This is a genomic window from Streptomyces sp. NPDC088400, from assembly GCF_044753355.1.
In the GTDB taxonomy this organism is placed as follows: Bacteria; Actinomycetota; Actinomycetes; order Streptomycetales; family Streptomycetaceae; genus Streptomyces.
Genome location: NZ_JBIVMZ010000004.1, coordinates 545,526 through 571,063, shown reverse-complemented (window position 1 = coordinate 571,063; position 25,538 = coordinate 545,526). Strand labels below are relative to the sequence as shown.

The window sequence follows — 25,538 nt, the reverse complement described above, 5'->3', positions numbered from 1 at the left end:
CGAGTGATGGTCTCGTCAGACGGCGAGCGCCTGGGCCCGGCGCTTCACCTCCGTGCCGCGATTCTCACTGAGCGCCTGCGCGGGCGTGCCCGGCAGGGTCGGGTCGGGGGTGAAGAGCCACTCAAGCATCTCTTCGTCGGTGAAGCTGTCGTCCTTCAGGAGCGTCAAGGTCCCGGCGAGGCCCTTGACGACCTTGTTGCCGTCAATGAAGGCGGCAGGCACCTGGAGCGTCCTGTTCTCGCCGCGGCGCACCGCGATCAGCTGGCCTTCCTTCACCAGCTGCCGCACACGCGTCACCTCGACATCGAGCATTTCCGCGATGTCGGGCAGGTGAAGCCAGGCGGGGACGAGAGCATCGATCTTTGCGTCAATCTCGGTCACAGGACAAGCGTGCCATCTGGGACTGACAGACGGTACCCGAGGCACCCCGGACGTGGTCATCCTGTGCCGAGGGCGTGGTGGGTCACTGTGGACCGTGGGCCCAACAGAGGCACCGCGCGCACCCCGGACGTGGTCATCCTGTGCCGAGGGCGTGGTGGGTCACTGTGGACCGTGGGCCCAACAGAGGCACCGCGCGCACCCCGGCCGTGGTCATCCTGTGCCGAGGGCGTGGTGGGTCACCGCAGGTGGTGAGCCCGACAGAAGCACCGCAACGCACACGCACCGCACCCCTGACGTGGTCATCCCGCACTCACCCCGTACCGTCACGGTCGCACACCGTCACCGAGCGCTCAGACAACAGCCTTCCGCAGCGGCACCGACGGATCCGCTGCCCGCTCCCGGTCCAGCCGCGCGCCCGCCTCGATCAGCTTGCGGCCCTGCGCGAGATCCCGGGGCCTGCCCACCGCCAGCAGCCCCACCAGCACCTCTTCCCGCAGCCACACCACCGACCAGGCGGCCCCCGCAGGATCACCGCGCCACACCAGCGTGTCGGCGAACTCGTGGTGGCCCGCGTACTGCACGAAGCGACCGAACTGCTCGGACCAGAAATACGGCACCGGATCGTAGACCTGCTCGGTCTCGCCGATGACCTGGGCGGCGACCGTACGCGGCCCCTGAAGCGCGTTGTCCCAATGGTGTACGAGCAGCCGCTCGCCGTAGCGGGCGGACGGGAAGGAGGCACAGTCGCCCACCGCGTACACCTCGGGCAGTGAGGTCCGCAGCCGCTCGTCCGCCGTGACCGAGCCGTCCGGACCGAGGGCGACGCCCGAGCCGGTGAGCCAGCCTGTCGCCGGCCGTGCCCCGATGCCGACGACCACCGCGTCGGCGGGCAGCTGCCGGCCGTCCGCGAGGACGACCGTGCCGGGTTCGACGCCCGCCACACGCGCGTGCGTCAGCAGTTCCGCCCCGCTCTCCGCGTACCAGTCGGCCATGGGCGCGGCGACCTCGGCGGGCAGGGCGCCCGCGAACGGCGCGTCCGCCGCCTCGACCACCGTCACGACACAGCCCGCCGTACGGGCGGCCGTCGCGAACTCGGCGCCGATCCACCCCGCGCCGACGACCACGATCTCCTGCCGCTGCTCCAGGATCGGGCGCAGCCGTTCCGCGTCGTCCAGCGTGCGCAGCAGGTGGACGTGGGAGACGCCCTCGGTGCCGGGCAGCGGCACCGGCTCCGCGCCGGTGGCGATGACCAGGATGTCGTACGGAACGGGGCCGACGGGGGTGTCGAGTTCCCTCGCGGACGCCCGCAGCCCGGTCACCTCCAGCCCGAGCCGCAGGTCGACGGCGAGCCCCTCGAAGTCGATGTCGAAGGCCGAACCGGCCGTCTGTCCGAGCAGCACCGCCTTGGAGAGCGGCGGCCGGTCGTAGGGCGGGTGGGGTTCGGCACCGATCAGGGTGACCGGGCCGCCGTAGCCCTTCTCCCGCAGGGCCACCGCGGTCTGTACGCCGGCCATGCCCGCGCCGACGATGACCACGCGCGGCTGTTCCGTCCGCCCCTGCCCCTGCCCCTGCCCCTGCCCCTGCTGATCCTGGCTCTGACCCTGATCCGTCCACATCCGCTGCTCGCTCACCCGATCACCTTAGACAGCTGATGATCCGTCAGGAAAGGAGCCTCTCGTCCAGCCCGGCGCGGCAGCGGGCGAGACCGGCGTCGACGGAGCCCCCCGGGGGCCGGGGGAACGAGTCCGCCCGGCGAACGGGCCCACGCGAACACTCCCCTACTGCGCCCGGGAACAGGGCGTTAGTCTGGCCGTCGACACTACCTCGCGGGAGTCCGGGCGCACCGGGCTGAGAGGGAGGCCGAGGCAGCCTCCGACCGTACGAACCTGATCCGGGTCATGCCGGCGAAGGGAGGGGCTGGACGCCCATGCAGTCATCTCATACAGCTCATACGCCCGGTCGAGAACCCCGTACGAGCACCACCGGTACGGGCGGTACGGACACGGGTTCCGACGTGCTCGTCATCGGCGGCGGGATCATCGGCCTGGTCACCGCCTGGCGGGCGGCGCAGCGCGGATTGCGTACCGCCGTCGTGGACCCCGAGCCCGGTGGCGGGGCCGCGTGGGTCGCGGCCGGCATGCTCGCCGCCGTCACCGAACTCCACTACGGCGAACAGGCATTGCTCGGGCTCAATCTCGCCTCCGCCGAGCGTTACCCGCGCTTTGTCGCGGAGCTGGAGGAAGCCGGCGGCCAGGACACCGGCTATCGCGCCTGCGGCACCCTGGCCGTCGCCCTCGACACCGACGACCGCGCCCAGCTGCGCGAGCTGCACGCCTTCCAGCAGCGCTCGGGGCTGGCCTCGGAGTGGCTCACGGGCCGTGAGTGCCGGCGCCTGGAACCGATGCTCGCGCCGGGCGTGCGCGGGGGCCTGCGGGTGGACGGCGACCACCAGATCGACCCGCGCCGGCTGGCAGCGGCCCTGCTGACGGCCTGCGAGCGGGCCGGGGTGATCTTCCACCGCGCCTGGGCCGACCGCCTCTCCGTCGTACGGGACCGGGCCGCCGGCGCCGTACTCTCCGACGGCCGTACGCTCACCGCCGACCAGGTGGTACTGGCGGGCGGCAGCCTCAGCGGCAGGCTCGCGGGCGTACCGGACAACATCACGCCGCCGGTACGGCCCGTCAAGGGCCAGGTCCTGCGGCTGACCGTCCCCGGCCCGTACGCGCCCTTCCTGTCCCGGACGGTACGGGCGGTGGTGCGCGGCAGCCACATCTACCTCGTACCGCGCGCGAACGGCGAGCTGGTCATCGGCGCCACCAGCGAGGACCTCGGCTGGGACACCACGGTCACCGCGGGCGGGGTGTACGAGCTGCTGCGCGACGCCCACGAACTGGTCCCCGGCATCACCGAGCTGCCGCTCACCGAGACCCTCGCCGGACTGCGCCCCGGGTCGCCGGACAACGCGCCGCTGCTCGGGCCCACCACGCTGCCGGGACTGCACCTGGCCACCGGCCACTTCCGTAACGGGGTCCTCCTCACGCCCGTCACCGGCGACGCGATGGCCGACGCTCTGACCACGGGCGAACTGCCGGAAGAGGCCCGGCCGTTCACGCCCCGCCGCTTCTCCCCCGACTCCTACTCCGCAGCCTCCGCCTCCGCAGCCTCCGTCTCCGTACATCAGGAGCAGCCCTCATGACCGGTACCAACGTCAACGCCAACGTCAACGCCAACGCCTCCGTGAACGTCTACGTGAACGGCGAACCACGCGAACTGGCCGCGGCCACCACGCTGGACCTCGTGGTCGCGACCCTCACCCCCGCGCCCTCGGGCGTCGCCGCCGCCGTCAACGAGACGGTGATCCCGCGCACCCGGTGGTCCGGCACGCGGCTCGGCGACGGCGACCGCGTGGAAGTCCTCACCGCCGTCCAGGGAGGCTGAGCCCCATGGCCGACGACCAGCTCACCATCGGTTCCACCACCTTCACCTCACGGCTGATCATGGGGACGGGCGGGGCGCCCAGCCTCGACGTACTGGAACGGTCCCTGATCGCCTCCGGCACCGAACTCACCACGGTCGCGATGCGCCGCCTGGACCCCACGGTCCAGGGCTCCGTCCTGTCCGTACTCGACTCTCTGGGCATCCGCGCCCTGCCCAACACCGCCGGCTGCTACACCGCCGGAGAGGCGGTCCTCACCGCCCGCCTCGCGCGCGAAGCGCTCGGCACGGACTGGGTGAAACTAGAGGTCGTCGCCGACGAACGCACCCTGCTCCCCGACCCGATCGAGCTGCTCGACGCGGCGGAGACCCTGGTCGACGACGGCTTCACCGTGCTGCCCTACACCAACGACGATCCGGTACTCGCCCGAAAACTGGAGGACGTCGGCTGCGCCGCGATCATGCCGCTGGGCTCGCCCATCGGCTCCGGGCTCGGCATCCGCAACCCGCACAACTTCCAGCTGATCGTCGAGCACGCGCGCGTCCCGGTGATCCTCGACGCGGGCGCGGGCACCGCGTCGGACGCGGCGCTCGCGATGGAGCTCGGCTGCGCGGCGGTGATGCTGGCGTCGGCGGTCACCCGGGCGCAGGAACCGGTGCTGATGGCCGAGGCGATGCGGTACGGGGTGGAGGCGGGGCGGCTGGCGTGGCGGGCCGGTCGGATTCCTCGGCGGCACTTCGCTACGGCGTCGTCGCCTGTGGAGGGGGTGGCGGCGCTGGATCCGGAGCGGCCGTTCTTCTGACGGCGGTGCGCCGTCCGGCGGGGGATGCGGGACGGTGCGGAGCGCCGTCCGGCGGGGGATGCGGGACGGTGCGGGTTTGTGGTGGGTGCGGGGGCCGGGGGCTCCGGAGGCGCATGTCCGGACTGCATGATTTACGCCGCGTGCGGGTTTCGTGGTCGGGTGCGGGCCGGTGTGCGGCACAAATCACGCTCTACGTCCGGACACGTCACCTCCTGCGCCCCCGTCCCCCTCCCGCCCGTCGCCTGGCTGCGCGCCGCCTCGTGGTTCCGTACGCCGCCCCCGGTGGGGTGATGGGGTCGGTGGGGGCTGAGGTTGGGGTGTGGGTTCCGGTCTGGGGTGGGGGTGCCCGGACGTTCTGGTTGGGTCGTCCGGCGAACCGAGCCCCAAAAACAGAGGGGCTACGGGAGCATCCGCTCCGGCTCGTAGACTCACCTGCGTGGATACGACCCTCAATGACCCCATCGTCGGGCAGGTGCTCGACGGCCGCTACCGCATCGACGCGCGTATCGCTGTCGGCGGTATGGCCACGGTCTACCGGGCCGTCGACACCCGGCTCGACCGCGTTCTCGCTCTCAAGGTGATGCACCCGGCGCTCGCCGCCGATGTCTCGTTCGTGGAGCGTTTCATCCGTGAGGCCAAGTCGGTGGCGCGGTTGTCGCACCCCAATGTGGTCGCGGTGTTCGACCAGGGTGCTGAGGGGGCGTATGTCTATCTGGCGATGGAGTATGTCGCCGGCTGCACGCTCCGGGATGTGCTGCGGGAGCGTGGCGCGCTTCAGCCACGGGCCGCGCTGGACATTCTGGAGCCGGTGCTCGCGGCGCTCGGCTCCGCGCATCGTGCCGGGTTCGTCCACCGGGACATGAAGCCCGAGAACGTGCTGATAGGGGACGACGGCCGGGTGAAGGTCGCCGATTTCGGTCTCGTACGGACCGTGGGTGATGTCACCAACACGACCGGGACCGTCCTCGGCACGGTGTCGTATCTCGCGCCGGAGCAGATCGAGTACGGCGAGTCCGACACGCGGGTCGATGTGTATGCCTGCGGTGTCGTTCTGCACGAGATGCTGACCGGCGCCAAGCCGCACGGCGGGGACACGCCCGCCCAGATTCTCTACCGGCATCTGAACGAGGACGTACCGGCGCCGTCGGCCGCCGTTCCCGGGCTCGCTGTCGAGTTGGACCAGCTGGTCGCGACGGCCACCGCCCGTGACCCCGATGTACGTCCGCACGACGCGGTGGCGCTGCTCGCCCTGGTCCGTGAGGCCCGTGCCGCGCTGAGTGACACGCAGTTGGACGCCGTACCGCCGCAGGCCAAGCCGGAGGCGGAGGAGGGCGTGGCCGCCGACGGTCGTACGACGGTGATCCCGCGCATCCTTCCCGCCGAGGACGTACCGGAGGAGGCGCGGGTCCAGCGCACCTCGCGGCTGGAGATGGCGCCTGCGGACCGTACGCCTCCGGACCGGCGGGCTCGCCCGCGGCGCCGCGTGGGAATGCCCCGGCGTGGCGTCCTCGCGACGATCGTCGCCGTGCTGCTGGTGCTCGGCGTGGGGACGGGTGTCTGGTACATCAACTCCGGGCAGTTCACCCGTGTCCCCTCGCTGCTCGGCCAGAGCGAGCAGGAGGCCAGGAAGCGGCTCTCCGACGAGGGGCTCGACGTCAAGGTCGGCAAGGACTTCAGCGATTCCTTCGCGCGCGGCACGGTCATGGGCAGCGATCCCGATCCGCGCGCGCGGATCCGGGGCAACGGCACGGTGACCATCGTGATCTCGCGCGGCCCGAAGATCGTCAAGGTCCCCGATCTGGAGAGCATGCCCCTGGCCGAGGCCAGGCGGACGCTGAAGAAGGCCGGGCTGGCTACGGGAGTGGTCAACCGGTCGTTCGACGACAACATCGCGCAGGGGACCGTGATCCGTTCGTCCCCGGCTTCCGGGACCGAGGTGCGGCCCGATTCCGGCGTCGCGCTGGTGGTGAGCAAGGGCAGCCCGGTCGAGGTCTCCGATGTGACCGGGGAGACCGTGGACGACGCGGCCACCGCCCTCAAGGAGGAGGGGCTCAAGGTCAAGATCGCCTCCGTGCGGGTGAACTCCCCCGTGGACGCGGGCTCCGTCGCCAGGCAGTCCCCCGCCGAGGGCTCTCAGCTGTCCCGTGGCGACACCGTCACACTGACCGTGTCCAAGGGCCCGCGGATGATCTCCGTACCGGATGTCACCGGGCAGACGACCGACGATGCCAGGAAGCAGCTGGAGGCGGCGGGCTTCGAGGTCAAGGTCGAGCGCGGGTTCCCCTTCCTGAACGACAAGGTGGACGAGCAGTCCGTCAAGGGCGGCGACAAGGCTCCCGAGGGCAGCGCCATCACCATCAAGACCAAGGGGATCTAGCCCGTCATGCGTAACCCTGTCGGTGGCCATGTCCCGGTGGCCGGTGGCCTCGCCACGACCGGTCTGCCCTACGCGCGTGAGCTGGGCGCCGAGACCGTCCAGGTCTTCGTGGCCAATCCGCGTGGCTGGGCGGCACCCGCCGGGAATCCGGCACAGGACGAGAAGTTCCGCGCGGAGTGCGCGGCCGAGCGGATCACGGCGTACGTGCACGCTCCGTATCTGATCAACTTCGGTTCGCACACCGAGGCGACGGCCGACAAGTCCGTGGAGTCCCTGCGGCACAGCCTGCGCCGGGGCCGGGAGATCGGCGCGCTGGGTGTGGTCGTGCATACGGGGTCGGCGACCGGGGGCCGTACCCGCGAGGTGGCACTCGCGCAGGTACGGGAGCGGATGCTGCCGCTTCTCGACGAACTGACCCATGACGACGACCCGTTCCTGCTGCTGGAGTCGACCGCCGGGCAGGGTTTCTCACTCTGCTCCATGACCTGGGACTTCGGCCCGTACTTCGAGGCGCTCGACTCCCATCCCAAGCTGGGCGTGTGCCTGGACACCTGCCACATCTTCGCGGCCGGGCACGATCTCACGGGGCCGCACGGGATGCGCCAGACGCTGGATCAGCTGGTGGACACCGTCGGCGAGGGCCGGCTCAAGCTGATCCACGCCAATGACTCGAAGGACGTGGCGGGCGCGCACAAGGACCGGCACGAGAACATCGGCGCGGGGAAGATCGGCGAGGAGCCGTTCCGGGAACTGTTCTCACATCCGGCGACCGAGAACGTACCGCTGGTGATCGAGACACCGGGCGGCAAGGAAGGCCACGCGGCGGACGTGGAGCGGCTGAAGAAGCTGCGCGACAGCTGATCCACGCGTAACACCCTAGAGTTCCGGGCCGTCCCCCGGGGCCTCCTGGTAGGTGTAGCGCTGCTCGGCCCACGGGTCGCCGACGTTGTGATAGCCGCGCTCCTCCCAGAAGCCGCGCCGGTCGGCCGTCATGTACTCGACACCGCGGACCCATTTGGGTCCCTTCCAGGCGTACAGCTGCGGTACGACGAGCCGTACCGGAAAGCCGTGTTCGGCGGTGAGCAGTTCACCGTCCTTGTGGGTGGCGAAGATCGTACGGTCCGAGTCGAAGTCGGCGAGCGGCAGATTGGAGCTGAAGCCGTACTCGGCCCAGACCATCACATGCGTGACGTCCGGCGCCGGCGGTGCGAGTTTCACGATCGTACGGGCGGGCACACCGCCCCATTCGGCTCCCACCATGCTGAACTTCGTCACGCAGTGAAGATCGGCGACGACCGTGGAAAACGGCAGTTCCGAGAACTCTTCGTGGTTCCAGCAGTGTTTGTCGCCGTCGGCGGTCGCGCCGAAGACGCGGAATTCCCAGCGGTCCGGCTTGAACTTCGGTACGGGCCCGTAGTGGGTGACCGGCCAGCCGCGCTGCAAGCGTTGTCCAGGTGGCAGATCGGCCTGTTCCGGCTCTCGATACTCCCGGTTCTCCGGCTGGCCCATGCCTTCCATGGTGACAGACCGGGAGGGTGGTCCCGACCAGGTCTGCACCAATTCCGGCAACTCCTACTAAGCGTGCACTTACTGGACGGCCTTCGATCACGGTGCGAAGATGCGCGCATTCTGCCCCGCCACATGCCTGGAAGGAGCCTCTGCGATGCAGGGCGATCCCGAGGTCATCGAATTTCTCAACGAGCAGCTGACCGCCGAACTGACCGCGATCAACCAATACTTTCTCCACGCGAAAATGCAGGAGAACTTCGGCTGGACGAAACTCGCGAAGTACACACGGGCCGAGTCGTTCGACGAGATGAAGCACGCCGAGCTGCTCACCGACCGGATTCTTTTCCTGGAGGGCCTGCCGAACTACCAGCGGCTCTTCCATGTGCGCGTCGGCCAGACCGTCACCGAGATGTTCCAGGCCGACCGGCAGGTCGAGGTGGAGGCGATCGACCGGCTCAAGCGCGGGATCGACGTCATGCGGTCCAAGGGCGACCACACGTCCAAGGGGATTTTCGAGTCGATCCTCGAGGACGAGGAGCATCACATCGACTACCTCGACACCCAGCTCGAACTGGTCGAGAAGCTCGGTGAGGCGCTCTACATCGCCCAGCTGATCGAGCAGCCCGACAGCTGAGCACGCAGCGGGGAGGTCAGGCGGCTTCGCGCAGGGCCGGGGCCACCGTCGTACGGTCCGGGGCGGTCGGGTCCGAGAACGCGGGGGCGCCCTCATCGAGCAGCTCACGGCGCGGGCATGCGCCGCGCCCGAGGATCGACTGGATCTGGCGTACGCACGAGCCGCAGTCGGTGCCGGCCTTGCTGGCCGACGCTATCTGGCGGGGAGTGCACGCCCCGGCGTCCGCGTGTTCCTTGACCTGTGTCTCGGTGATGCCGAAGCACGAGCAGACGTACACGCGGTTCACCTCCCGGCGGGTTCGGTAGTTCCAGCCCCGCCGAGCGTCGGTGAGGCTAACCTAACCTTACCCGCCAGCCCCGCCGCACAAAAGTCGGGGACACACCGATGGGGCACGGATCACATCGATCCGTGCCCCATCGTCGCGCTGTGTGACGCCTTCCGGACGCCTACTGAGCGCGGTACATCTCCGCGACCAGGAAGGCCAGGTCCAGCGACTGGCTGCGGTTGAGCCGCGGGTCGCAGGCCGTCTCGTAGCGCTGGTGCAGATCGTCGACGAAGATCTCGTCGCCGCCGCCCACACACTCGGTGACATCGTCACCGGTCAGTTCGACATGGATGCCGCCCGGGTGGGTGCCGAGGGACTTGTGGACCTCGAAGAAGCCCTTGACCTCGTCCAGCACGTCGTCGAAGCGGCGGGTCTTGTGGCCGGAGGCCGCCTCGAAGGTGTTGCCGTGCATCGGGTCCGTCACCCAGGCCACCGTGGCACCGGAGGCCGTGACCTTCTCGACCAGCTCGGGGAGCTTGTCCCTGACCTTGTCGGCGCCCATCCGGACGATGAAGGTCAGCCGGCCGGGCTCGCGGTCGGGGTCGAGGCGGTCGATGTACGCGAGCGCCTCGTCGACCGTCGTCGTCGGACCGAGCTTGATCCCGATCGGGTTGTTGATCTTCGACGCGAACTCGATGTGCGCGCCGTCCAGCTGGCGGGTGCGCTCACCGATCCAGATCATGTGGCCCGAGACGTCGTACAGCCCGCCGGTCCGGGAGTCGACCCGGGTCAGCGCCGACTCGTAGTCCAGCAGCAGCCCCTCGTGCGAGGAGTAGAACTCGACCGTGCGGAACTCGGCCGGGTCGGTGCCCGCGGCCTTCATGAAGTTCAGCGCGTTGTCGATCTCGCGGGCGAGCTGCTCGTAGCGCTGGCCGGACGGGGACGACTTCACGAAGTCCTGGTTCCAGGCGTGCACCTGGCGCAGGTCGGCGTAGCCGCCGGTGGTGAAGGCGCGGACCAGATTGAGCGTCGCGGCGGACGCGTGGTACATCCGCTTGAGCCGCTCGGGGTCCGGGATCCGGGACTTCTCGTCGAAGTCGAAGCCGTTGACGGAGTCGCCGCGGTACGTCGGCAGAGTCACGCCGTCGCGGGTCTCGGTCCCCTTGGAACGCGGCTTGGAGTACTGCCCGGCGATCCGGCCGACCTTCACCACGGGCACGGACGCCGCGTAGGTGAGAACGGCGCCCATCTGGAGGAGCGTCTTGAGCTTGTTCCGGATGTGATCCGCGGAGACCGCGTCGAATGCCTCGGCGCAGTCACCGCCCTGGAGCAGGAACGCCTCTCCCTGGGCGACGGCCGCCATACGGGCACGCAGCTGGTCGCACTCGCCCGCGAAAACGAGCGGCGGATAGCTCTCCAGCTCTGCCACGACCTCGCGCAGGGCTGCCTGGTCCGGATAGTCCGGCTGCTGGGCAGCGGGAAGATCTTGCCAGGACGGCACATGGGTGGCGGGGTTCTCAGCGTTCACTGTCACGCGTCCCAGATTACGGGGTCGATGGGCGTGCCATGCGCCGCGCTCACAGTGTGGAACGCGTGTCTCGCGCCGTGCTCCCCCGGAGCCGCCCTCCGCGTGCTGCGTGCCGCGCGCCGCGCGCTGCTATCGTGCCCGGCATGTTCGCGCATTCGCATCAGACCTGGTGGTGGCCGGCTCATCCGGCGGCCCACTGATTCGCGCGCGCACCACAAACACCGCGAAGGCCGCCCGAGGGGCGGCCTTCAGTGTTTTCCGGGTCCGGGTTCGGACCGGAGAAGCGGGCCATTCCTCCACCCGGAAGGAACACCGCACATGCCCGACCTTCACACGCCCGGCCCCGTCGACATGCCTCTCGACGGGCTCCTCCGCAGGCTCCTGGACGACGACTGCCCGCCCTTCGCCCTGCTGCGCCGCCGTACTCCCGGCCGGGACCACGACACCGTGGAGCTGCTGATCGGGGCCGTGCACGAGGCCGACCGGCTCGCCGACATCCCGGCCGGTGACCGGACCTCGCTGGCCCTCGTGCCGTTCCGGCAGATCAGGGAACGTGGCTTCGACGTACGGGACGACGGGACGCCGCTGGCCGTACTGGTCGCGGACGAGACGTACGAGCTGCCGCTCGGCGAGGTGCTCGACCGGCTGCCCGCCCATGACGTACGCGTCGAGGACGGCGGCTTCGACATCGATGACGCCGACTACGCGGACATCGTGCGGCGGGTCATCGAGGACGAGATCGGCCGGGGCGAAGGCGCGAACTTCGTCATCCGGCGCACCTTCGAAGGCCGCGTCCCCGGCTTCGGGCGCGCCGACGCCCTCGCCTTCTTCCGGCGACTGCTCGACGGCGAGCGGGGCGCGTACTGGACCTTCGTCGTACACACCGGCACACGCACCCTGGTCGGGGCCAGCCCGGAGGTCCACGTCCGGATGAACGGCGGCACCGTCGTGATGAACCCGATCAGCGGAACCTTCCGCTACCCGCCCGAGGGGCCCACCCCGGAAGCACTGCTGGACTTCCTCGGCGACCGCAAGGAGACCGAGGAACTCTCCATGGTCGTCGACGAGGAACTGAAGATGATGTGCACCGTCGGCGACCGCGGCGGGGTGGTGATCGGTCCCCGGCTCAAGGAGATGGCCCATCTCGCCCATACGGAATACGAGTTGCGCGGCCGCTCCTCGCTCGACGTGCGCGAGGTCCTCAAGGAGACGATGTTCGCGGCGACGGTCACCGGCTCGCCCGTACAGAACGCCTGCCGCGTCATCGAACGCCACGAGGCCGGCGGGCGCGGCTACTACGGTGGCGCGCTCGCGCTGATCGGGCGGGACGCCGGCGGGGCGCAGACCCTCGACTCCCCCATCCTGATCCGTACCGCCGACATCGACCGCGACGGCGGGCTGCGGGTACCGGTCGGCGCGACGCTCGTACGCCACTCCCAGCCCCTGAGCGAGGTCGCCGAGACCCACGCCAAGGCGGCGGGCGTGCTGGCGGCACTGGGAGTACGTCCCGGGCGGCCCCGCGCGGAATCCGGCCGCCCGCGCCTCGCCGACGACCCGAGGGTACGAGCCGCGCTGGACGCCCGGCGCGCGGACCTCGCGCCGTTCTGGCTGAAGATGCGGACCGGTCCCGCGACCCTCACCGGGCACGCCCTGGTCATCGACGGCGAGGACACCTTCACCTCGATGCTCGCGCATCTCCTGCGGTCCTCCGGGCTGGACGTGACCGTACGGCGCTACGACGAGCCGGGCCTGCGGACGGCCGCGCTTGCCCATGAAGGGCCCGTGGTGCTGGGCCCCGGCCCCGGTGACCCGGCGGACGCGACCGACCCCAGGATGCGGCTGCTGCGCGCGCTCACGGCCGAACTGCTCCGCGACCGGCGGCACGGGCTGCTCGGCGTCTGCCTCGGCCATGAGCTGATCGCGGCGGAGCTGGGCCTGGAGACCGTACGCAAACGAGTCCCGCACCAGGGCGCGCAGACGCGGATCGGCCTTTTCGGCCAGGAGGAGACCGTCGGCTTCTACAACAGCTTCACCGCGCGGTGCGACGACGCGACGGAGGAGGAACTGGCGGCGCACGGGGTCGAGGTGAGCCGCGACAGGGGGAGCGGCGAGGGGGAGAGCGGCGAGGTGCACGGGTTGCGGGGAGAGGGGTTCGCGTCGGTGCAGTTCCATCCGGAGTCGGTGCTGACGCTGAATGGGCCGGGGATTGTGGCGGGGCTGATCGCGGGGGCGGTTCGCGCGGTGGACGTGGGGGCGCCGTAGGTCGGTGCGGTGCGGTGCGGTGCGCCGTCCGGCGGGGGTCGGGGGGCGGAGGGGGGCGGAGGGGGTGCGGGTCCGGGTGCGGGTGCGGTGTGTGGTGGGTGGTGGGTGCGGGGGCCGGGGCCTCCGGAGGCGCATGTCCGGACTGCATGATTTACGCCGCGTGCGGGTTTTTTCTCGGGTGCGGGTTGTCGTGCGGCACAAATCACGCTTTACGTCCGGACACGTCACCTCCTGCGACCCCGACCCCCTCCCGCCCGTCGCCCGACCGCGCGCCGCCTCGTGGTTCCGTACGGCCGCCCCTGGTGGGGTTAGGGGTGGGTGGGAGCTGGGGTGGTCTCTCGACGCCCTGTCGGGTGGGGGGGAGTTGGGGTGTGGGCGACGCCGCCTCCCAATCGCCGGTCGGTCTCAGTAGCACACCGTCACCACCGAGGACGGCTACCTGGCGGTCGTCGGCGCCCGCCGTGACGCACACGCCGTGCGGGACCGGCTCAACCAGGTCGAGCGCGACGGCCTCGCCTCGATCCTGGGCACCATCCCGTCCGCGCCGGACCTCGGCCTGAAGCTCCTGGCCCTCGCCGACCAGCAGGACCTGGCGGGGAGGTGACGGCCGGTGAGCCGCGCGGCCGACGGCTCGCACCCGCTCACACGGCCGGCTCGGCAAGGCCGAGGGGCTCCAGGTCCATCAAGGACGTCCGCGAGCAGCGCCCTGTGTGGAGCCCCCTTCGACGCGTTCGGGCCCGTACCGCTCCACCAGATGCGAGACGGTGTCTCGGTCAGGGGCTGGACCGGGTGCCGGGTCGTGTTCGCTGGCGGTCTTGGCTGTCTCGGTTGTCCAACGTCAGCACCTCGTCCCAGGGTGCATCCCCGGAAGTGACAGTCATGACGTCGGGAGCCGTCTTCGCCCCGGTGTTCGCGGTGCTGTTCGCCTCTCACATCTGGGCGGACCCTTGCTGACAGATGGACAAGAAGGCTGCGGCCCAGCCCGTCTTGTCGTCTGACCTGTTGTCAGTGGCCTGCGGCAAGATGCGGAGCATATGACGGTCCGTCCGACAGAGGGTTCCCGAGGGCCGTCGGCTACGAAGGGTGGGGTGCTGTGCGTAGGCCTGTCACAGGCGAGGTGCACGTTCACTACGGTCAGATTTACGTCGAGAGCGATCCGGACAGTGGGATCCCGGGTCTTTCCGAGGCGTTTGCAGGCCAGAGCGGAGGGCTGTGCGGGGCCGCGGTCCCGGGTGTGCTCTGGCTGATCACTGGACTGCACACGGGGAACGTCGGCTTCGTCGTGGAGGTCCACGACGAGGAACCTCCGTTGGACCCGGTCTGGGAGGACGTGGTGGAGGTGTCCTTCCGCCCGGTGTCGGAACGCACCAGTTTGGTGCAGTGGGCGGGCGAGGCCGCGTGGGATCTGGATCTCGCCCGGACCGACTACCGGGTGCGGTACTGCGCCCGGGGGATGGACAAGGGACGGGAGCGCGATACCAGAGTGTCCGGGGAGCCGCAGGTGGACAGCTACCTCCTGCAGTTCTGGTCCGCACCGCCTGGCCCGGACCGTGTGGTCCGCCAGACCTCGCGGAACGCCGCGTCCTGGCACCGACACGCGCGCGAACTTCCGCCACCGCCCACACCCGAGCAGCGCGCCGAGACCGAACGCCTGGCCCGTCAGGCGGAGGAGCGTGCCGCCGAGGAGCGGCGACTGCACCGCGAGCAGTGGGAGTGGGGCGGACGGCTGCCGAGCGTGAGGCTGCGCGGTGTCGTTGGCGGTGTCCGTGGTCTGCTCCGCTTCGACAGCGACCTGGTGCACGCGCTTGATGCCGAAGGGCCCGAGGTTCAGCGTGCGGTGGCGTTGTTGGCCGCCCGGCGGGCCTGTGAGGCGGCGGGCCTGATCGACGTTCCGTGGGTCACCCAGGCGTTCACCGCGTTGGAGGAGAGACGTCCACTGCCGCCGCCGTTCGACGACACGGCCCGGCTGTGGGAGACCCTGCGGTCCGATCCGAAGGTCCCGACGCGGTCAGTACTTGAGGCGATACCTCCCGAGCGGCCGCCCTACCGCCCACCGACGCCCCCTCCGGCGGCCGGGTGGACGTGGGTCCCGGCCGAGGAGTCGAGGGATAACGGGCGCGGGCGGCGGGGCCTCGGCCGGGCACTGGGAAGGTTCGTACCGACGGTGCCGGCCGACGAGAGGGCGACGGCGATCGGAGTCGTGGGGCACGGTGCCGCCGTGGTGGTGCAGGCCACCGCCAATCCGCGTGGCCCCGTACGAATCTCTCAACCGCACTTCGCTCTTCCCGCCGTGCTCGCCGCAGCCGAGCCTGACCCGTTGAAAGCGGCACTGGATGCGGTGTGTCACGCGGTGAACACGTACGGCGGGCACTACCAAGAGCTGCTGGAGGAGATCCGGTCAGCGTGCGCGGAGCGGGTGTGGGAGTAGACAGACCTCCCGGCCGGAGTGGCGCTCCGGCGTCTCCGCCCCTTCGAACCTGGAGGCTCCGTTACTCCTGACGTGTTCATCAACTGCGCGCCCCCCGCCGCGGCGCCGGCCCGACCGAGACACCGAGCACAAGTGCGGTGCCGACGGCCGTGGTCGCGATAGCACGACGAATTTGCATGATTCTCTCCCTCAGCAGGAACACAGAGTTCGTGTCCTGCCCTGTCGCTCTTGCATCTTTGCGGCATCGAGCTTGCTGACATTGGCCGAGCCGGAGCAACAGTTTGTGACTGTCCCGGACAGTCGTTGCTTGTCCGGGACAGTCAGCGTCTTGGCCCGGGCACTGTCCGGTCTCGCTGGACGCGACCGGACGATCCGGCACTGGCCGAAGTCGCCGAGCGGGCGCGCATCCCCCGGTCGGCCTGACGCTCCTCAACTGCGCCGGAAGAGCTTTCTGAGTCGGCCAGGCATGGAGCCGCGAAACCGTTGAAGCAGCTCAAGAGCCGGAGCGCTGTCCGGCTCGAAGCCGTGGATGCCATCCAACTCGCCGGGTACGGCAGGCCCCCCACAGGCGGGCGCCACGGCACTGGAAGCGGAAGGCGATCTGGAAGAGCAGGTCGGTGGCGCTGTGAGCACGGATAACCCCAGCCCGGGATGAAACAACTGTGCGGCTCACCGTCCGGCACAGAGCTGATCAACGTGAGGCCTCGCCGACCTGAGCCGCCTCCCAGATCGCAACATCGTCACCCACCAAGTCCTCGGCGCTGAGATGCCTCATTGGGTCGGTGATACGGACGACCTCGATCAACTCGGTCTTCTCTTGAACGGACGGAAGCACTGGCGTTCTGCCGTCGCTTCCGCGTCCACGTCCCCGCCGGCGGCACCGCGGGCGACGTCTCAGATCTTCAGGCGATCCACCGAGTGAGTACGTTCAAGCGTGAAATCGCTGCGGTAGACCGGGTGTTCGAGATCAAATACCAGCATGTGTCCCGCACCTGCCCGTCGCCCACGATTGCGCCGCACGACCCGTCTCGCTGCCCGGACCTCCGCCGGTCCGGGAGGAAGTTCCGCGGCGCCATCGGAGACTCCGCCAACTCCTGAGGGACGCCCCGAGGTTCTGGACTGGGCGCGCCGGATCGAGCTGGTCACCGTCGTGGTCACCGCCGTCGTGGCGGTGGTAGGACTCTGGTACTCCAGCATCCAGGCGCGGGACGACCGGGCGCTGACCAAGGAGGGGCAGGTAACCGACCGATACACCGCAGCGGTGGTGAACCCGGGTAGCGAAAAGATGGACGTGCGGCTGGGCGGCATCTACGCCTTGCAGCGGATCATGCAGGACTCCCGCCGCGACCAGCCCACCATCGCCAACGTCCTCGCCACCTACATCCGCACCCACGCCGCCAAACCCCCCGCGAAGGGCCAGGACATCCCGGCCGACGTCGATGCCGCCCTCACTGTCCTCGCCACCCGCGACACGGCCCACGACGACACCTTCCGCCTGGACCTCCGTGCCGCCAAGCTCCCCAACGTCGAACCCGGGCCCTCAACACAGGCGGCTCTGGGCCGTTCGGACCTGCGGGACACGGACCTGAGCGGCGCGAACCTCAGCGGCGCGGACCTCAGCGGCGCGGACCTGAGCGGCGCGGTGAATCTGACGAAGAATCAGGTCGACTCAGCCCGTATCGACGGTAAGACGCGGCTGCCTGCCAGGCTCTCGTAGCCCCACCTCGCAGCAGCGGCCGTCTTGGCGGATGTCTTGCCTCGTCCGGACATGCGACCTCTACCGCCACCAGGGCCAGCCCGACATCGCCACGGGCGAGGCTGTGGCTCCACCCCACTCCCGACACGGACTTCCGGTCGACCAGGCGCTGTGCAGCCGTTCGCGAGCGCGAGTTGACCCTCCCCTTACCTCAGGGTTGAGGCTGTATACCGACGAAGGGGGCAGGCGGATGAGCTACTCCGTGGGGCAGGTCTCGGCGTTCGCCGGGGTGACGGTGCGCACGCTGTATCACTACGACAAGGCGGGGCTGCTCTCACCCAGTGGCCGCAGCCGCACCGGCTACCAGCTCTACAGCGACGCCGACCTGACGCGTCTCCAGCAGATCCTCTTCTACCGCGAGCTCGGCATCACCCTCGATGAGATCGCCGCGATACTCAAGGATCCACAGGCGAACGCCCTGGAGCATCTGCGAGCCCGGCAGCGGCAGTTGAGTGAGGAGATCACCAGGTTGCGGCAGCTGTCCGATGTGGCGGAGCGAGCCATCGAGGTCCAGGAGACCGGGGTGACCCTGACTCCTCAGGAACGCTTCGAGGTCTTCGGTGAGATCACCTTCGACCTGAGCTACGCCACTCAGGCAGAGCTGAAGTGGGCGCACTCGGAGGGACAGCGCGAGGCGATGGCGCGCGGCCGCTCACACCAAGGAGGACTGGCGGCAGCTCATGGGCGAGGCCACCGCCTGGCGCGCGGAGCTGCTCGCAGCCTTCGACGAGGGTGAGCCGAGCGACGGCGAGCGGGCCATGGACCTCGCCGAGGAGCACCGCCTGCACATCTCACGCTGGTTCACTTCCTGCCCGCCCGCGATGCACCGGCGCATCGCGGACGACTTCTCACCGACCCACGCGCCTTCGCCCTGGTCGTACCCCCGTCACAGCAGCGCCCCGGCCTGGCCGCTTACGCGTGCAAGGCGGTCCACGCCAACGCGGTTCGCAACGCAGGTCGCCGTACCGAATCCCAGGAGGACCGATGAAGATCCTGATCGCCGCGGCCGGATCACGCGGCGACGTCGCGCCCTACACGGGTCTGGGCGCCGAACTGCGCCGGGCCGGATACGACGTCACCCTCGCCACCACAGACACCTTCGCACCCCTCGTACGCGACGCCGGACTGGAATTCCGCAGTCTCCCCGCCGACCAGCGGATACGCGGCGGCGTCACGGGCAGACAGGAACTGATACGCGCGCAGCCGCGTTCATCACCGAACTGGGCCAGGGGTTCGCCGACGCGATGGCCGACAGCACGGATCTGCTCCTGCTCTCGACCACCACGGCCCCGCTCGGCCGGCACCTCACCGAGGCCACAGGCACACCGAGCCTCGGCGTGTACCTCCAACCCACGGCACCGACCGGCGACTTCCCGCCCGTCATCACAAGCTCCCGCTCACTGGGCCGCCCCGTCAACCGCACAACCGGACGCTTCGCTCTCCGCATGGCCGACCGCGTCTACGAACATGCGGTCGCGATGCTGCGCCACCGCCTCCAGCTGCCCCCGGTCTCCGCCTCCGCGATGCGCCGGCGGCAGGAACAGGCGAACTGGCCCATCCTGCACGGCTTCAGCACGGCACTGGTGCCACGCCCCTCCGACTGGCGTTCCGGTCTGCAGGTCGTGGGCACCTGGTGGCCTCACCTCGGCGCGGCCGAACGGCTGCCCACGGACCTGGAGGACTTCCTCCGTGCCGGGCCCCGGCCCGTCCTCATCGGCTTCGGGAGCATGGGGGCCGGAGACGGGGAACGGCTGAGCGAGATCGCCGTGCGAGCCCTGCGTCGCGCCGGGCTGCGCGGCATCCTCCAAGCCGGCAGTGCCGGGCTCGCGGCCGACGGCGACGACGTCCTCACCATCGGAGACCTACCGCACGCCCTGCTGCTCCCGCGACTGGCCGCGCTGGTCCACCACGCCGGGGCCGGCACCTCGGCCGCCGCGCTGCGAGCCGGAGTACCAGCGGTCACCGTACCGGTGACCGCTGACCAGCCGTTCTGGGCTGGACGACTTGCCGCCCTCGGTGCCGCCACCGACCCGATCCCCTTTCGATCCCTCACCGCCGAACGGCTCGCCGACTCCCTCGACCGAGTCGTGAGGCAGCAGACATACACACGAGCTGCCGCGAGAGCGGCGCAACACATGGTGACCGAGGACGGAGCAGGCCAGGCCCTCGATGCCATCCAGCTGTTGGCCAGGAGGTGATGACACGACTCCAGCGCTCCCAAGATCTTTCGGAACGAGTACAGCGTGCCGATGGGAAGGGCCCGGTCACCACAGCGGCCGGGCAGAGCCGGTGAGTGATCGCGGGGCAATCACTCACCGGCATGGCGGGAGTGCGGCTGGAGGAACCCCCACCTGTACCCGCGACGACGCGGTGAACGCCATCACGGATGTGACCACCACCCCGGCCACGCTCTACGACATCAGGGCCCCGCCCACCCTCGCGACGCTCCCCGATCGCCGGTCGGTCTCAGCCGAAGAAGACCGATACCTCCTCGTACAGCTCCGGCCCCACCGTTTTCAGTCTCGCCGTCGCTTCCGCGATCGGTACGCGCACGATGTCCGTCCCCCGCAGCGCCACCATCTTTCCGTAATCGCCGTCGCGTACCGCGTCGATCGCGTGCAACCCGAAGCGGGTGGCCAGCCAGCGGTCGAAGGCGCTCGGGGTGCCGCCGCGTTGGACATGGCCGAGTACGGTCGTCCTGGCCTCCTTGCCCGTGCGTTTCTCGATCTCCTTGGCCAGCCATTCGCCGATGCCCGACAGCCGGACGTGGCCGAAGGAGTCCAGCGTGCCGTCCTTGAGGACCAGATCGCCGTCCTTGGGCATCGCGCCCTCGGCGATGACGACGATCGGGGCGTACGACGCCTTGAAACGTGAGGTCACCCAGGCGCAGACCTGGTCGACGTCGAAGCGCTGTTCCGGGATGAGGATGGCGTTCGCGCCGCCGGCCAGGCCCGAGTGCAGGGCTATCCAGCCCGCGTGGCGTCCCATCACTTCGCAGACCAGGACACGCATATGGGACTCGGCGGTGGTGTGCAGCCGGTCGATGGCCTCGGTGGCGATGCCGACCGCGGTGTCGAAGCCGAAGGTGTAGTCCGTGGCGGACAGGTCGTTGTCGATGGTCTTGGGAACGCCGACACAGGGAATGCCGTGCGTATCGGTGAGCGTGGCCGCCACGCCCAGGGTGTCCTCGCCGCCGATCACGATCAGCGCGTCGACGCCGTGCGTGGCGAGGGTCTCCCTGATCCGGAGGATGCCGTCCTCCGCCTTGAGGGGATTGGTGCGTGAGGAGCCGAGGATGGTGCCGCCGCGCGGCAGGATGCCGCGGACGGCGGGGATGTCGAGCCGTACGGTGTCGTCGTCCAGGGGGCCGCGCCAGCCGTCGCGGAATCCGGTGAATTCGTAGCCGTACTCCTGAACGCCCTTGCGTACGATGCCGCGGATGACCGCGTTGAGCCCGGGGCAGTCGCCGCCCCCGGTCAGTACTCCGACTCGCATGGAAAGCACTTCCCTTCGCCGTCGGTGAAGCACCCGGGCCACGGAAAGGTGACTCAGGTCACTCCGGCATGGTGCGCAGGGTGAATTGCGATGCACCAGAGGGCGGATGAAGGTGCTTGTGTGCGGGGTCGGGGCCGGAGGCCGCTCAGATGTCGTCCAGGCCACGCTCTATGGCGTACCGCACCAGCTCTACGCGGTTGTGCAGTTGGAGTTTGCCGAGGGTGTTCTGGACGTGGTTCTGCACGGTGCGGTGCGAGATGACCAGGCGCTCGGCGATCTGCTTGTACGAGAGCCCCTTGGCGACCAGGCGCAGCACTTCGGTCTCCCGCTCGGTCAGTTGCGGGACGGAGGGGTCGTCGGGGCGGGCGGGGGCCGGCTCCGAGGCGAGCCTGCGGTACTCGCCGAGCACCAGGCCGGCCAGGCCGGGGGTGAAGACCGGGTCACCCACCGCGGTACGGCGGACCGCGTCCGTCAACTCGTCCGTGCTGGCCGACTTGAGCAGATAGCCGGTGGCGCCGGACTTCACCGCTTCCAGGACGTCGGCGTGCTCGCCGCTGGCGGAGAGGACGAGGACGCGCAGCCCGGGAAGGGAGCTGATCAGCTCCTTGCAGACCGTGGCGCCCGGCATGCCGGGCAGGTTGAGGTCGAGCACGAGCACCTGCGGGGTGGTGGCCGTGGCGCGCCGCACCGCCTGCGGGCCGTCTCCCGCCGTCGCGACGACGTCACAGCCGGCCGCGGCCAGGTCACGGGCGACGGCGTCCCGCCACATCGGGTGGTCGTCGACCACCATGACCCTGATCGCCTCCGTGCCGGGCACGCTCTGCTCACTCATCGTTCCGCCTTCCCCCGTGGGACCTTCAACTCGACTTCTGTGCCCTGGCCGGGAACCGAGATCAACTCGGCGGAGCCGCCCAGGTCCCGCAGCCGGCCGCGGATCGAGAGGGCGACGCCCAGGCGTCCCTCCCCCTCGGCCTGGGCGAGCCGGCCTTCCGGGATTCCCGGACCGTCGTCCCTGACGGTCACGATCACTTCGTCCGGCCAGTCCTCGACCAGAATCCAGGCGCGGGCGTCGGTGCCCGCGTGTCTGTCGACATTGTCCAGTGCGGCACTGACAGCGGCCGCCAGCTCCCTGGCCGCCGCCGGTTGCAGCAGAACCGGAGCGCCGGGTTCCGCGAAGGTGACCTTCGAGCCGGCGTACGGCGCGAGCAGTGAACGCAGGTCGCACGGGCCCCGCTCGTCGGCCGGGCCGTCGTCGGAGGGACGGTCGCGCCCGGCGGTACGGGCCACGGCGCCGAGGTCCTGCGGCGCCCGTGAGGTGGGCACCAGTCCGCTGGAGACAAGGGTCCGCAGGGCGATTTCCTGCTCCCCCGCCATCCGCCCCAGCTCGGCGGCCTCGCCACCCAGCGCCGTACCGCGTCGCTGCACCATCGCCAGCACCTGGAGCACGCCGTCGTGGATGTCCCGGGCCAGCCGTTCGCGTTCGCGGGTCGCCGCCTCGACCTCCAGGGCGCGGGCCAGGGCGCGTTCGGAGGCGCGGGCGACCTCGACGACGTACCCGATGGCGATGGAGGCGAGCCACACGAGCAGGACGTTGTGGAGAGTGTCCCGGCTGGGGTGGGCACGCTCCACGAGGTTGGCGACGGCGACGAAGGAGGAGGCGACCGCGGCCCAGCGCCAGCCGCCCTTGAGGGCGAAGGCGAGGACCGATCCCGCGGCCCATATCGTCGGCAGGGTGGGCCCGTCGATCTGCTGGGCATGCACGTCGGCCAGGGGGGTGAGCAGGATGCCGGTGAGCGCGACGACGAGGTCGGCGACCAGGAAACGCTTGGTGCAGTTGACCGCGTTGGCCACCTTGGGGAGCGTGACGAGGGTCCAGACCGCGAGGAACGCGAGGAAGACCGCGGCGATCCAGGGGCGTTCGAACCTCTCGCGCTCGAAGACGAAGATCAGGACCGCGTAGACCATCGTCAGCGGCCGGTACGCGCTCAGCGCCCGCCACAACGGCTGCTCAACCGACATAGCCCCCCATTTCGACTCGGTCCGCCCTTTTCGCTCGGTCCGCCTTTTCGACTCGGTCCGCCTCCGGGACTTTTTCGCGCTGGTCCGCCGTGGGGACGCTCGCCGCGTCCGCGCCGCCCGGGGCGGCCACAGAGGTCGACCGCCTTCGGCCGCTCGTTCCGTACGATGGCCTCCGCGCGCCGGCCCTTCGGCAGCGGCGTGCCCCTCGGCTCACTCGCCCTGCGCCGCGCCCCCGGGCTCCTTGCTCGCGGATGCCTTTGCCTCTTCGGCCAGTTGACGCTTCGCCGCCGTCGCGTAGATGTCGACGTACTCCTGGCCGGAGAGCTTCATGATCTCGTACATGACCTCGTCGGTCACCGACCTCAGGATGAAGCGGTCGCCCTCCATGCCCTGATAGCGGGTGAAGTCCAGCGGCTTGCCGATCTTGATCCCCGGGCGCATCAGCTTGGGGACCACCTGGCCGGGCGGCTGGATCTTCTCGGTGTCGATCATGGCGACCGGGATGACCGGCGCACCGGAGGCGAGTGCCACGCGCGCCAGGCCGCCGGGCTTGCCCCGGTAGAGACGGCCGTCGGGCGAGCGGGTGCCCTCCGGGTAGATGCCGAAGAGTTCGCCCCTCTCCAGGACCTTTATTCCGCTCTGGATCGCCGCCTCGCCCGCGCCGCGCGCGCCCGAGCGGTCCACCGGCAGCTGCCCCACGCCCTTGAAGAAGGCGGCGGTGAGCCTGCCCTTCACACCGGGGGACGTGAAGTACTCGGCCTTGGCGATGAAGGTGACCTTGCGGTCGAGTACGGCCGGCAGGAAGAACGAGTCCGAGAAGGACAGATGGTTGCTCGCGAGGATCGCCGGTCCCTCGGCGGGAATGTTCTCGATGCCCTCCACCCAGGGCCTGAAGGCGAGCTTCAGGGATCCCCCGATCGAGAACTTCATTGCGCCGTAGATCAACTCGAATGCCTCCTGTTGTGCTGTCGCACGACCTTAACCCGTGGGGACGATGTGCTCTCCGTCATGGGGCCGGACGGACCTGGTCGGTGTCGGTCCGGTCGCGTACGGTGAAGTACATCTTCCGAGCCTCACGAACAGGAGACCCCGGTGCCGGTCCTTCCTGGAGCCGAGCCGTACCGCCATGAGGGCGGCGAGGTCGGCGTACTTCTCTGTCACGGATTCACCGGTTCCCCGCAGTCGCTGCGCCCCTGGGCCGAGTATCTGGCCGAGCGCGGACTGACGGTGTCGCTGCCGCTGCTCCCCGGACACGGCACGCGCTGGCAGGACATGCAGGTGACCGGCTGGCAGGACTGGTACGCCGAGGTGGACCGGGCGTTGCGGGAGTTGCTGGACCGGTGCGACCAGGTCTTCGTCTTCGGCCTGTCGATGGGCGGGGCGCTGGCGCTGCGGCTCGCCGCGAAACACGGGCGGGCGGTCAGCGGAGTCGTCGTGGTCAACCCCGGCATCAACGTGCACGGATGGGCCGCGCACGCGCTCCCCGTCGTCCGTCATCTGGTGCCGGCGACCAAGGGGCTGGCGAGCGACATCGCCAAGGAGGGCAGTGACGAGGTCGGTTACGACCGGGTCCCGCTGCACGCCGCGTACTCCCTGCGGAATTTCTTCCGGCTGGTGGACTCGGAGCTGCCCCAGGTGACCCAGCCGTTGCTGCTGCTGCACAGCGTGCGGGACCACGTGGTGCCACCGGCCGACTCGGCCCGGGTCCTCTCCCGGGTCTCGTCCCGGGATGTCCGTGAGGTCCTGCTGGAACAGAGCTACCACGTCGCGACGTTGGACCATGACGCGGAGCTGATTTTCGACGAGAGCCACGCGTTCATAGGCCGGCTCGCTCCGAGAGTCGGGAAGAAGGGGAGCACCAGCGGTGGCTGAGCATGACGCGGACCGCGAGCCGCAGCCGATCGACGAGGACGCGGCCTGGGCGGCGATCGTCGCCGGATACGGCGAGGAGCCGGCGGATCCGCCGGGCGCCAAGCCGTTCAAGTCGGTGGAGGATCTGGCCCTGCTGGAGACCGAGCCGAACAGCTCGGGTCCGGGAGGTCCGGAGAGTTCGGGAGGTCCGGAGAGTTCGGGGAGTCCGGAAGCAGGGTCCGACGCGGGTCCCGAGGCCAGGTCGGACGCCGGCCGGGACACGGTCAAGGGCCGGGAGGGGGATCCCGAGAAGGGGCTGGAGAAGGCCTCGGAGCCGGCGAAGGGTCCTGGTGACGGGAAGCCCTTGCTGGGCAGTTCGATCTCCTTCGCGCCCGGTGTGGGCGGTGCCGGGCCGCGCGACTACTCGATGCCCGAGTCCCGGGACGAGGACCTCGACGGCGGTGACGGGGACGGTGACGAGGGGCATTTCGTACCGCCGGAGCCGCCGCCGCTTCCCGAGGCGGATGTGACGTCGAAGTTCGCCTGGCTCGCGGTGATCGGCGGGCCGGTGCTGATGCTGGTCGCCGTCCTGTTGCGGTGGGAGATGACGTGGTGGCTGACCACGATCTGCATCGGCGGCTTCCTGGGCGGTTTCGTCACCCTGGTGGCCCGGATGGAGAAGGACGACGACGAGTCCGATGACCCGGGGCGCGGCGCGGTCGTCTGACGGGGACGGCCGCCGGACGGGACATACGGGGAACTGGCGTACCGTACGCGCCGGTTCAAGGCCGGGTC

At 70.0% G+C, this 25,538-nt stretch carries 20 protein-coding genes, 3 pseudogenes and 1 riboswitch; of the genes and pseudogenes, 14 read left to right on the top strand and 9 right to left on the bottom strand.

Going from position 1 to position 25,538, the window contains the following annotated elements; all coding sequences use genetic code 11:
- Positions 1–15: 15 nt before the first annotated feature.
- Both ACIQD6_RS13835 and ACIQD6_RS13830 read right to left on the bottom strand, forming a co-directional pair.
- Positions 16–381, bottom strand: coding sequence for an Rv2175c family DNA-binding protein (locus tag ACIQD6_RS13835; protein WP_401881634.1), 366 nt, complete (start codon positions 379–381; stop codon positions 16–18).
- Positions 382–731: 350 nt separating this feature from the next.
- The gene (locus tag ACIQD6_RS13830; protein WP_401881752.1) at positions 732–1,997 is read right to left on the bottom strand and encodes an NAD(P)/FAD-dependent oxidoreductase; all 1,266 of its coding nucleotides are present in this window, start codon (positions 1,995–1,997) and stop codon (positions 732–734) included.
- Positions 1,998–2,197: 200 nt separating this feature from the next.
- Positions 2,198–2,311, top strand: a riboswitch (TPP riboswitch).
- Here ACIQD6_RS13830 and thiO point away from each other — a divergent pair.
- From thiO to ACIQD6_RS13805, 5 genes are all read left to right on the top strand, one after another.
- Complete coding sequence (thiO, locus tag ACIQD6_RS13825) at positions 2,309–3,577, top strand: glycine oxidase ThiO (protein WP_401881632.1); 1,269 nt, start codon at positions 2,309–2,311, stop codon at positions 3,575–3,577. It overlaps the preceding riboswitch by 3 nt.
- Before the next feature lie 41 nt (positions 3,578–3,618).
- A complete protein-coding gene (thiS, locus tag ACIQD6_RS13820) occupies positions 3,619–3,819 on the top strand; it encodes a sulfur carrier protein ThiS (protein ID WP_401881750.1) in 201 nt (66 codons plus the stop codon).
- A gap of 5 nt (positions 3,820–3,824) precedes the next feature.
- A complete protein-coding gene (locus ACIQD6_RS13815; protein WP_401881630.1) occupies positions 3,825–4,619 on the top strand; it encodes a thiazole synthase in 795 nt (264 codons plus the stop codon).
- A gap of 436 nt (positions 4,620–5,055) precedes the next feature.
- On the top strand, positions 5,056–6,996 hold the full coding sequence (pknB, locus tag ACIQD6_RS13810; protein ID WP_401881629.1) for a Stk1 family PASTA domain-containing Ser/Thr kinase: 1,941 nt from the start codon (positions 5,056–5,058) through the stop codon (positions 6,994–6,996).
- Between the two features lie 6 nt (positions 6,997–7,002).
- The gene (locus ACIQD6_RS13805; RefSeq protein WP_401881627.1) at positions 7,003–7,857 is read left to right on the top strand and encodes a deoxyribonuclease IV; all 855 of its coding nucleotides are present in this window, start codon (positions 7,003–7,005) and stop codon (positions 7,855–7,857) included.
- 15 nt (positions 7,858–7,872) lie between these two features.
- On the opposite strand, the gene ACIQD6_RS13800 is transcribed toward ACIQD6_RS13805, so the two are convergent.
- Complete coding sequence (locus tag ACIQD6_RS13800) at positions 7,873–8,505, bottom strand: sulfite oxidase-like oxidoreductase (protein WP_401881625.1); 633 nt, start codon at positions 8,503–8,505, stop codon at positions 7,873–7,875.
- Positions 8,506–8,659: 154 nt separating this feature from the next.
- Between ACIQD6_RS13800 and bfr the strand changes: the two genes are divergently transcribed.
- Positions 8,660–9,139, top strand: coding sequence for a bacterioferritin (bfr, locus tag ACIQD6_RS13795; protein WP_401881623.1), 480 nt, complete (start codon positions 8,660–8,662; stop codon positions 9,137–9,139).
- 16 nt (positions 9,140–9,155) lie between these two features.
- On the opposite strand, the gene ACIQD6_RS13790 is transcribed toward bfr, so the two are convergent.
- Together ACIQD6_RS13790 and ACIQD6_RS13785 are read right to left on the bottom strand one after the other, a co-directional pair.
- Positions 9,156–9,416: a bacterioferritin-associated ferredoxin gene (locus tag ACIQD6_RS13790; protein ID WP_401881621.1), complete on the bottom strand. Its 261-nt coding sequence runs from the start codon at positions 9,414–9,416 to the stop codon at positions 9,156–9,158.
- A gap of 169 nt (positions 9,417–9,585) precedes the next feature.
- Complete coding sequence (locus tag ACIQD6_RS13785) at positions 9,586–10,938, bottom strand: class II 3-deoxy-7-phosphoheptulonate synthase (protein ID WP_401881619.1); 1,353 nt, start codon at positions 10,936–10,938, stop codon at positions 9,586–9,588.
- Between the two features lie 312 nt (positions 10,939–11,250).
- Between ACIQD6_RS13785 and ACIQD6_RS13780 the strand changes: the two genes are divergently transcribed.
- The 6 genes and pseudogenes from ACIQD6_RS13780 (at position 11,251) to ACIQD6_RS13755 (ending at position 19,576) form a co-directional block, all read left to right on the top strand.
- Positions 11,251–13,194, top strand: a complete 1,944-nt coding sequence (locus tag ACIQD6_RS13780; protein WP_401881618.1) for an anthranilate synthase family protein — start codon at positions 11,251–11,253, stop codon at positions 13,192–13,194.
- A 427-nt stretch (positions 13,195–13,621) separates the two neighbouring features.
- A pseudogene (locus tag ACIQD6_RS13775) lies at positions 13,622–13,798 on the top strand (hypothetical protein); the annotation flags it as partial.
- 489 nt (positions 13,799–14,287) lie between these two features.
- Positions 14,288–15,622 carry a hypothetical protein gene (locus ACIQD6_RS13770; protein WP_401881616.1) on the top strand — a complete coding sequence of 445 codons (1,335 nt, stop codon included), beginning with the start codon at positions 14,288–14,290 and terminating at the stop codon, positions 15,620–15,622.
- A gap of 1,150 nt (positions 15,623–16,772) precedes the next feature.
- A complete protein-coding gene (locus ACIQD6_RS13765; protein ID WP_401881614.1) occupies positions 16,773–17,339 on the top strand; it encodes a pentapeptide repeat-containing protein in 567 nt (188 codons plus the stop codon).
- A gap of 229 nt (positions 17,340–17,568) precedes the next feature.
- Positions 17,569–18,366: pseudogene (locus ACIQD6_RS13760) on the top strand (MerR family transcriptional regulator).
- Positions 18,363–19,576: pseudogene (locus tag ACIQD6_RS13755) on the top strand (glycosyltransferase). Before ACIQD6_RS13760 ends, ACIQD6_RS13755 begins: the two co-directional pseudogenes overlap by 4 nt.
- A 268-nt stretch (positions 19,577–19,844) precedes the next feature.
- Here the strand turns inward: ACIQD6_RS13755 and ACIQD6_RS13750 are convergent.
- The 4 genes from ACIQD6_RS13750 to ACIQD6_RS13735 form a co-directional block, all read right to left on the bottom strand.
- Positions 19,845–20,873 (bottom strand): 6-phosphofructokinase, encoded by a 1,029-nt coding sequence (locus ACIQD6_RS13750; protein ID WP_401881612.1) that lies wholly within the window; start codon positions 20,871–20,873, stop codon positions 19,845–19,847.
- 145 nt (positions 20,874–21,018) lie between these two features.
- Positions 21,019–21,705, bottom strand: a complete 687-nt coding sequence (locus tag ACIQD6_RS13745) for a response regulator (protein WP_401881610.1) — start codon at positions 21,703–21,705, stop codon at positions 21,019–21,021.
- Positions 21,702–22,892: a MacS family sensor histidine kinase gene (macS, locus tag ACIQD6_RS13740; protein ID WP_401881608.1), complete on the bottom strand. Its 1,191-nt coding sequence runs from the start codon at positions 22,890–22,892 to the stop codon at positions 21,702–21,704. Before macS ends, ACIQD6_RS13745 begins: the two co-directional genes overlap by 4 nt.
- 210 nt (positions 22,893–23,102) lie before the next feature.
- Complete coding sequence (locus ACIQD6_RS13735) at positions 23,103–23,837, bottom strand: lysophospholipid acyltransferase family protein (RefSeq protein ID WP_401881606.1); 735 nt, start codon at positions 23,835–23,837, stop codon at positions 23,103–23,105.
- A gap of 147 nt (positions 23,838–23,984) precedes the next feature.
- Between ACIQD6_RS13735 and ACIQD6_RS13730 the strand changes: the two genes are divergently transcribed.
- Both ACIQD6_RS13730 and ACIQD6_RS13725 read left to right on the top strand, forming a co-directional pair.
- Entirely contained in the window at positions 23,985–24,764 is a 780-nt protein-coding gene (locus ACIQD6_RS13730) for an alpha/beta hydrolase (protein ID WP_401881604.1), read from the top strand.
- Complete coding sequence (locus tag ACIQD6_RS13725; protein WP_401881602.1) at positions 24,757–25,470, top strand: hypothetical protein; 714 nt, start codon at positions 24,757–24,759, stop codon at positions 25,468–25,470. Before ACIQD6_RS13730 ends, ACIQD6_RS13725 begins: the two co-directional genes overlap by 8 nt.
- Positions 25,471–25,538 lie beyond the last annotated feature (68 nt).

Excerpts from the sequence above, each read along its gene's own strand:
- bfr (WP_401881623.1), top strand. The coding sequence starts at position 8,660 with ATGCAGGGCGATCCCGAGGTCATCGAATTTCTCAACGAGCAGCTGACC.
- ACIQD6_RS13805 (WP_401881627.1), top strand. The coding sequence starts at position 7,003 with ATGCGTAACCCTGTCGGTGGCCATGTCCCGGTGGCCGGTGGCCTCGCC.
- thiO (WP_401881632.1), top strand. The coding sequence starts at position 2,309 with ATGCAGTCATCTCATACAGCTCATACGCCCGGTCGAGAACCCCGTACG.
- ACIQD6_RS13830 (WP_401881752.1), bottom strand. The coding sequence starts at position 1,997 with ATGTGGACGGATCAGGGTCAGAGCCAGGATCAGCAGGGGCAGGGGCAG.
- macS (WP_401881608.1), bottom strand. The coding sequence starts at position 22,892 with ATGTCGGTTGAGCAGCCGTTGTGGCGGGCGCTGAGCGCGTACCGGCCG.
- ACIQD6_RS13800 (WP_401881625.1), bottom strand. The coding sequence starts at position 8,505 with ATGGGCCAGCCGGAGAACCGGGAGTATCGAGAGCCGGAACAGGCCGAT.
- ACIQD6_RS13745 (WP_401881610.1), bottom strand. The coding sequence starts at position 21,705 with ATGAGTGAGCAGAGCGTGCCCGGCACGGAGGCGATCAGGGTCATGGTG.
- ACIQD6_RS13815 (WP_401881630.1), top strand. The coding sequence starts at position 3,825 with ATGGCCGACGACCAGCTCACCATCGGTTCCACCACCTTCACCTCACGG.
- ACIQD6_RS13750 (WP_401881612.1), bottom strand. The coding sequence starts at position 20,873 with ATGCGAGTCGGAGTACTGACCGGGGGCGGCGACTGCCCCGGGCTCAAC.
- ACIQD6_RS13780 (WP_401881618.1), top strand. The coding sequence starts at position 11,251 with ATGCCCGACCTTCACACGCCCGGCCCCGTCGACATGCCTCTCGACGGG.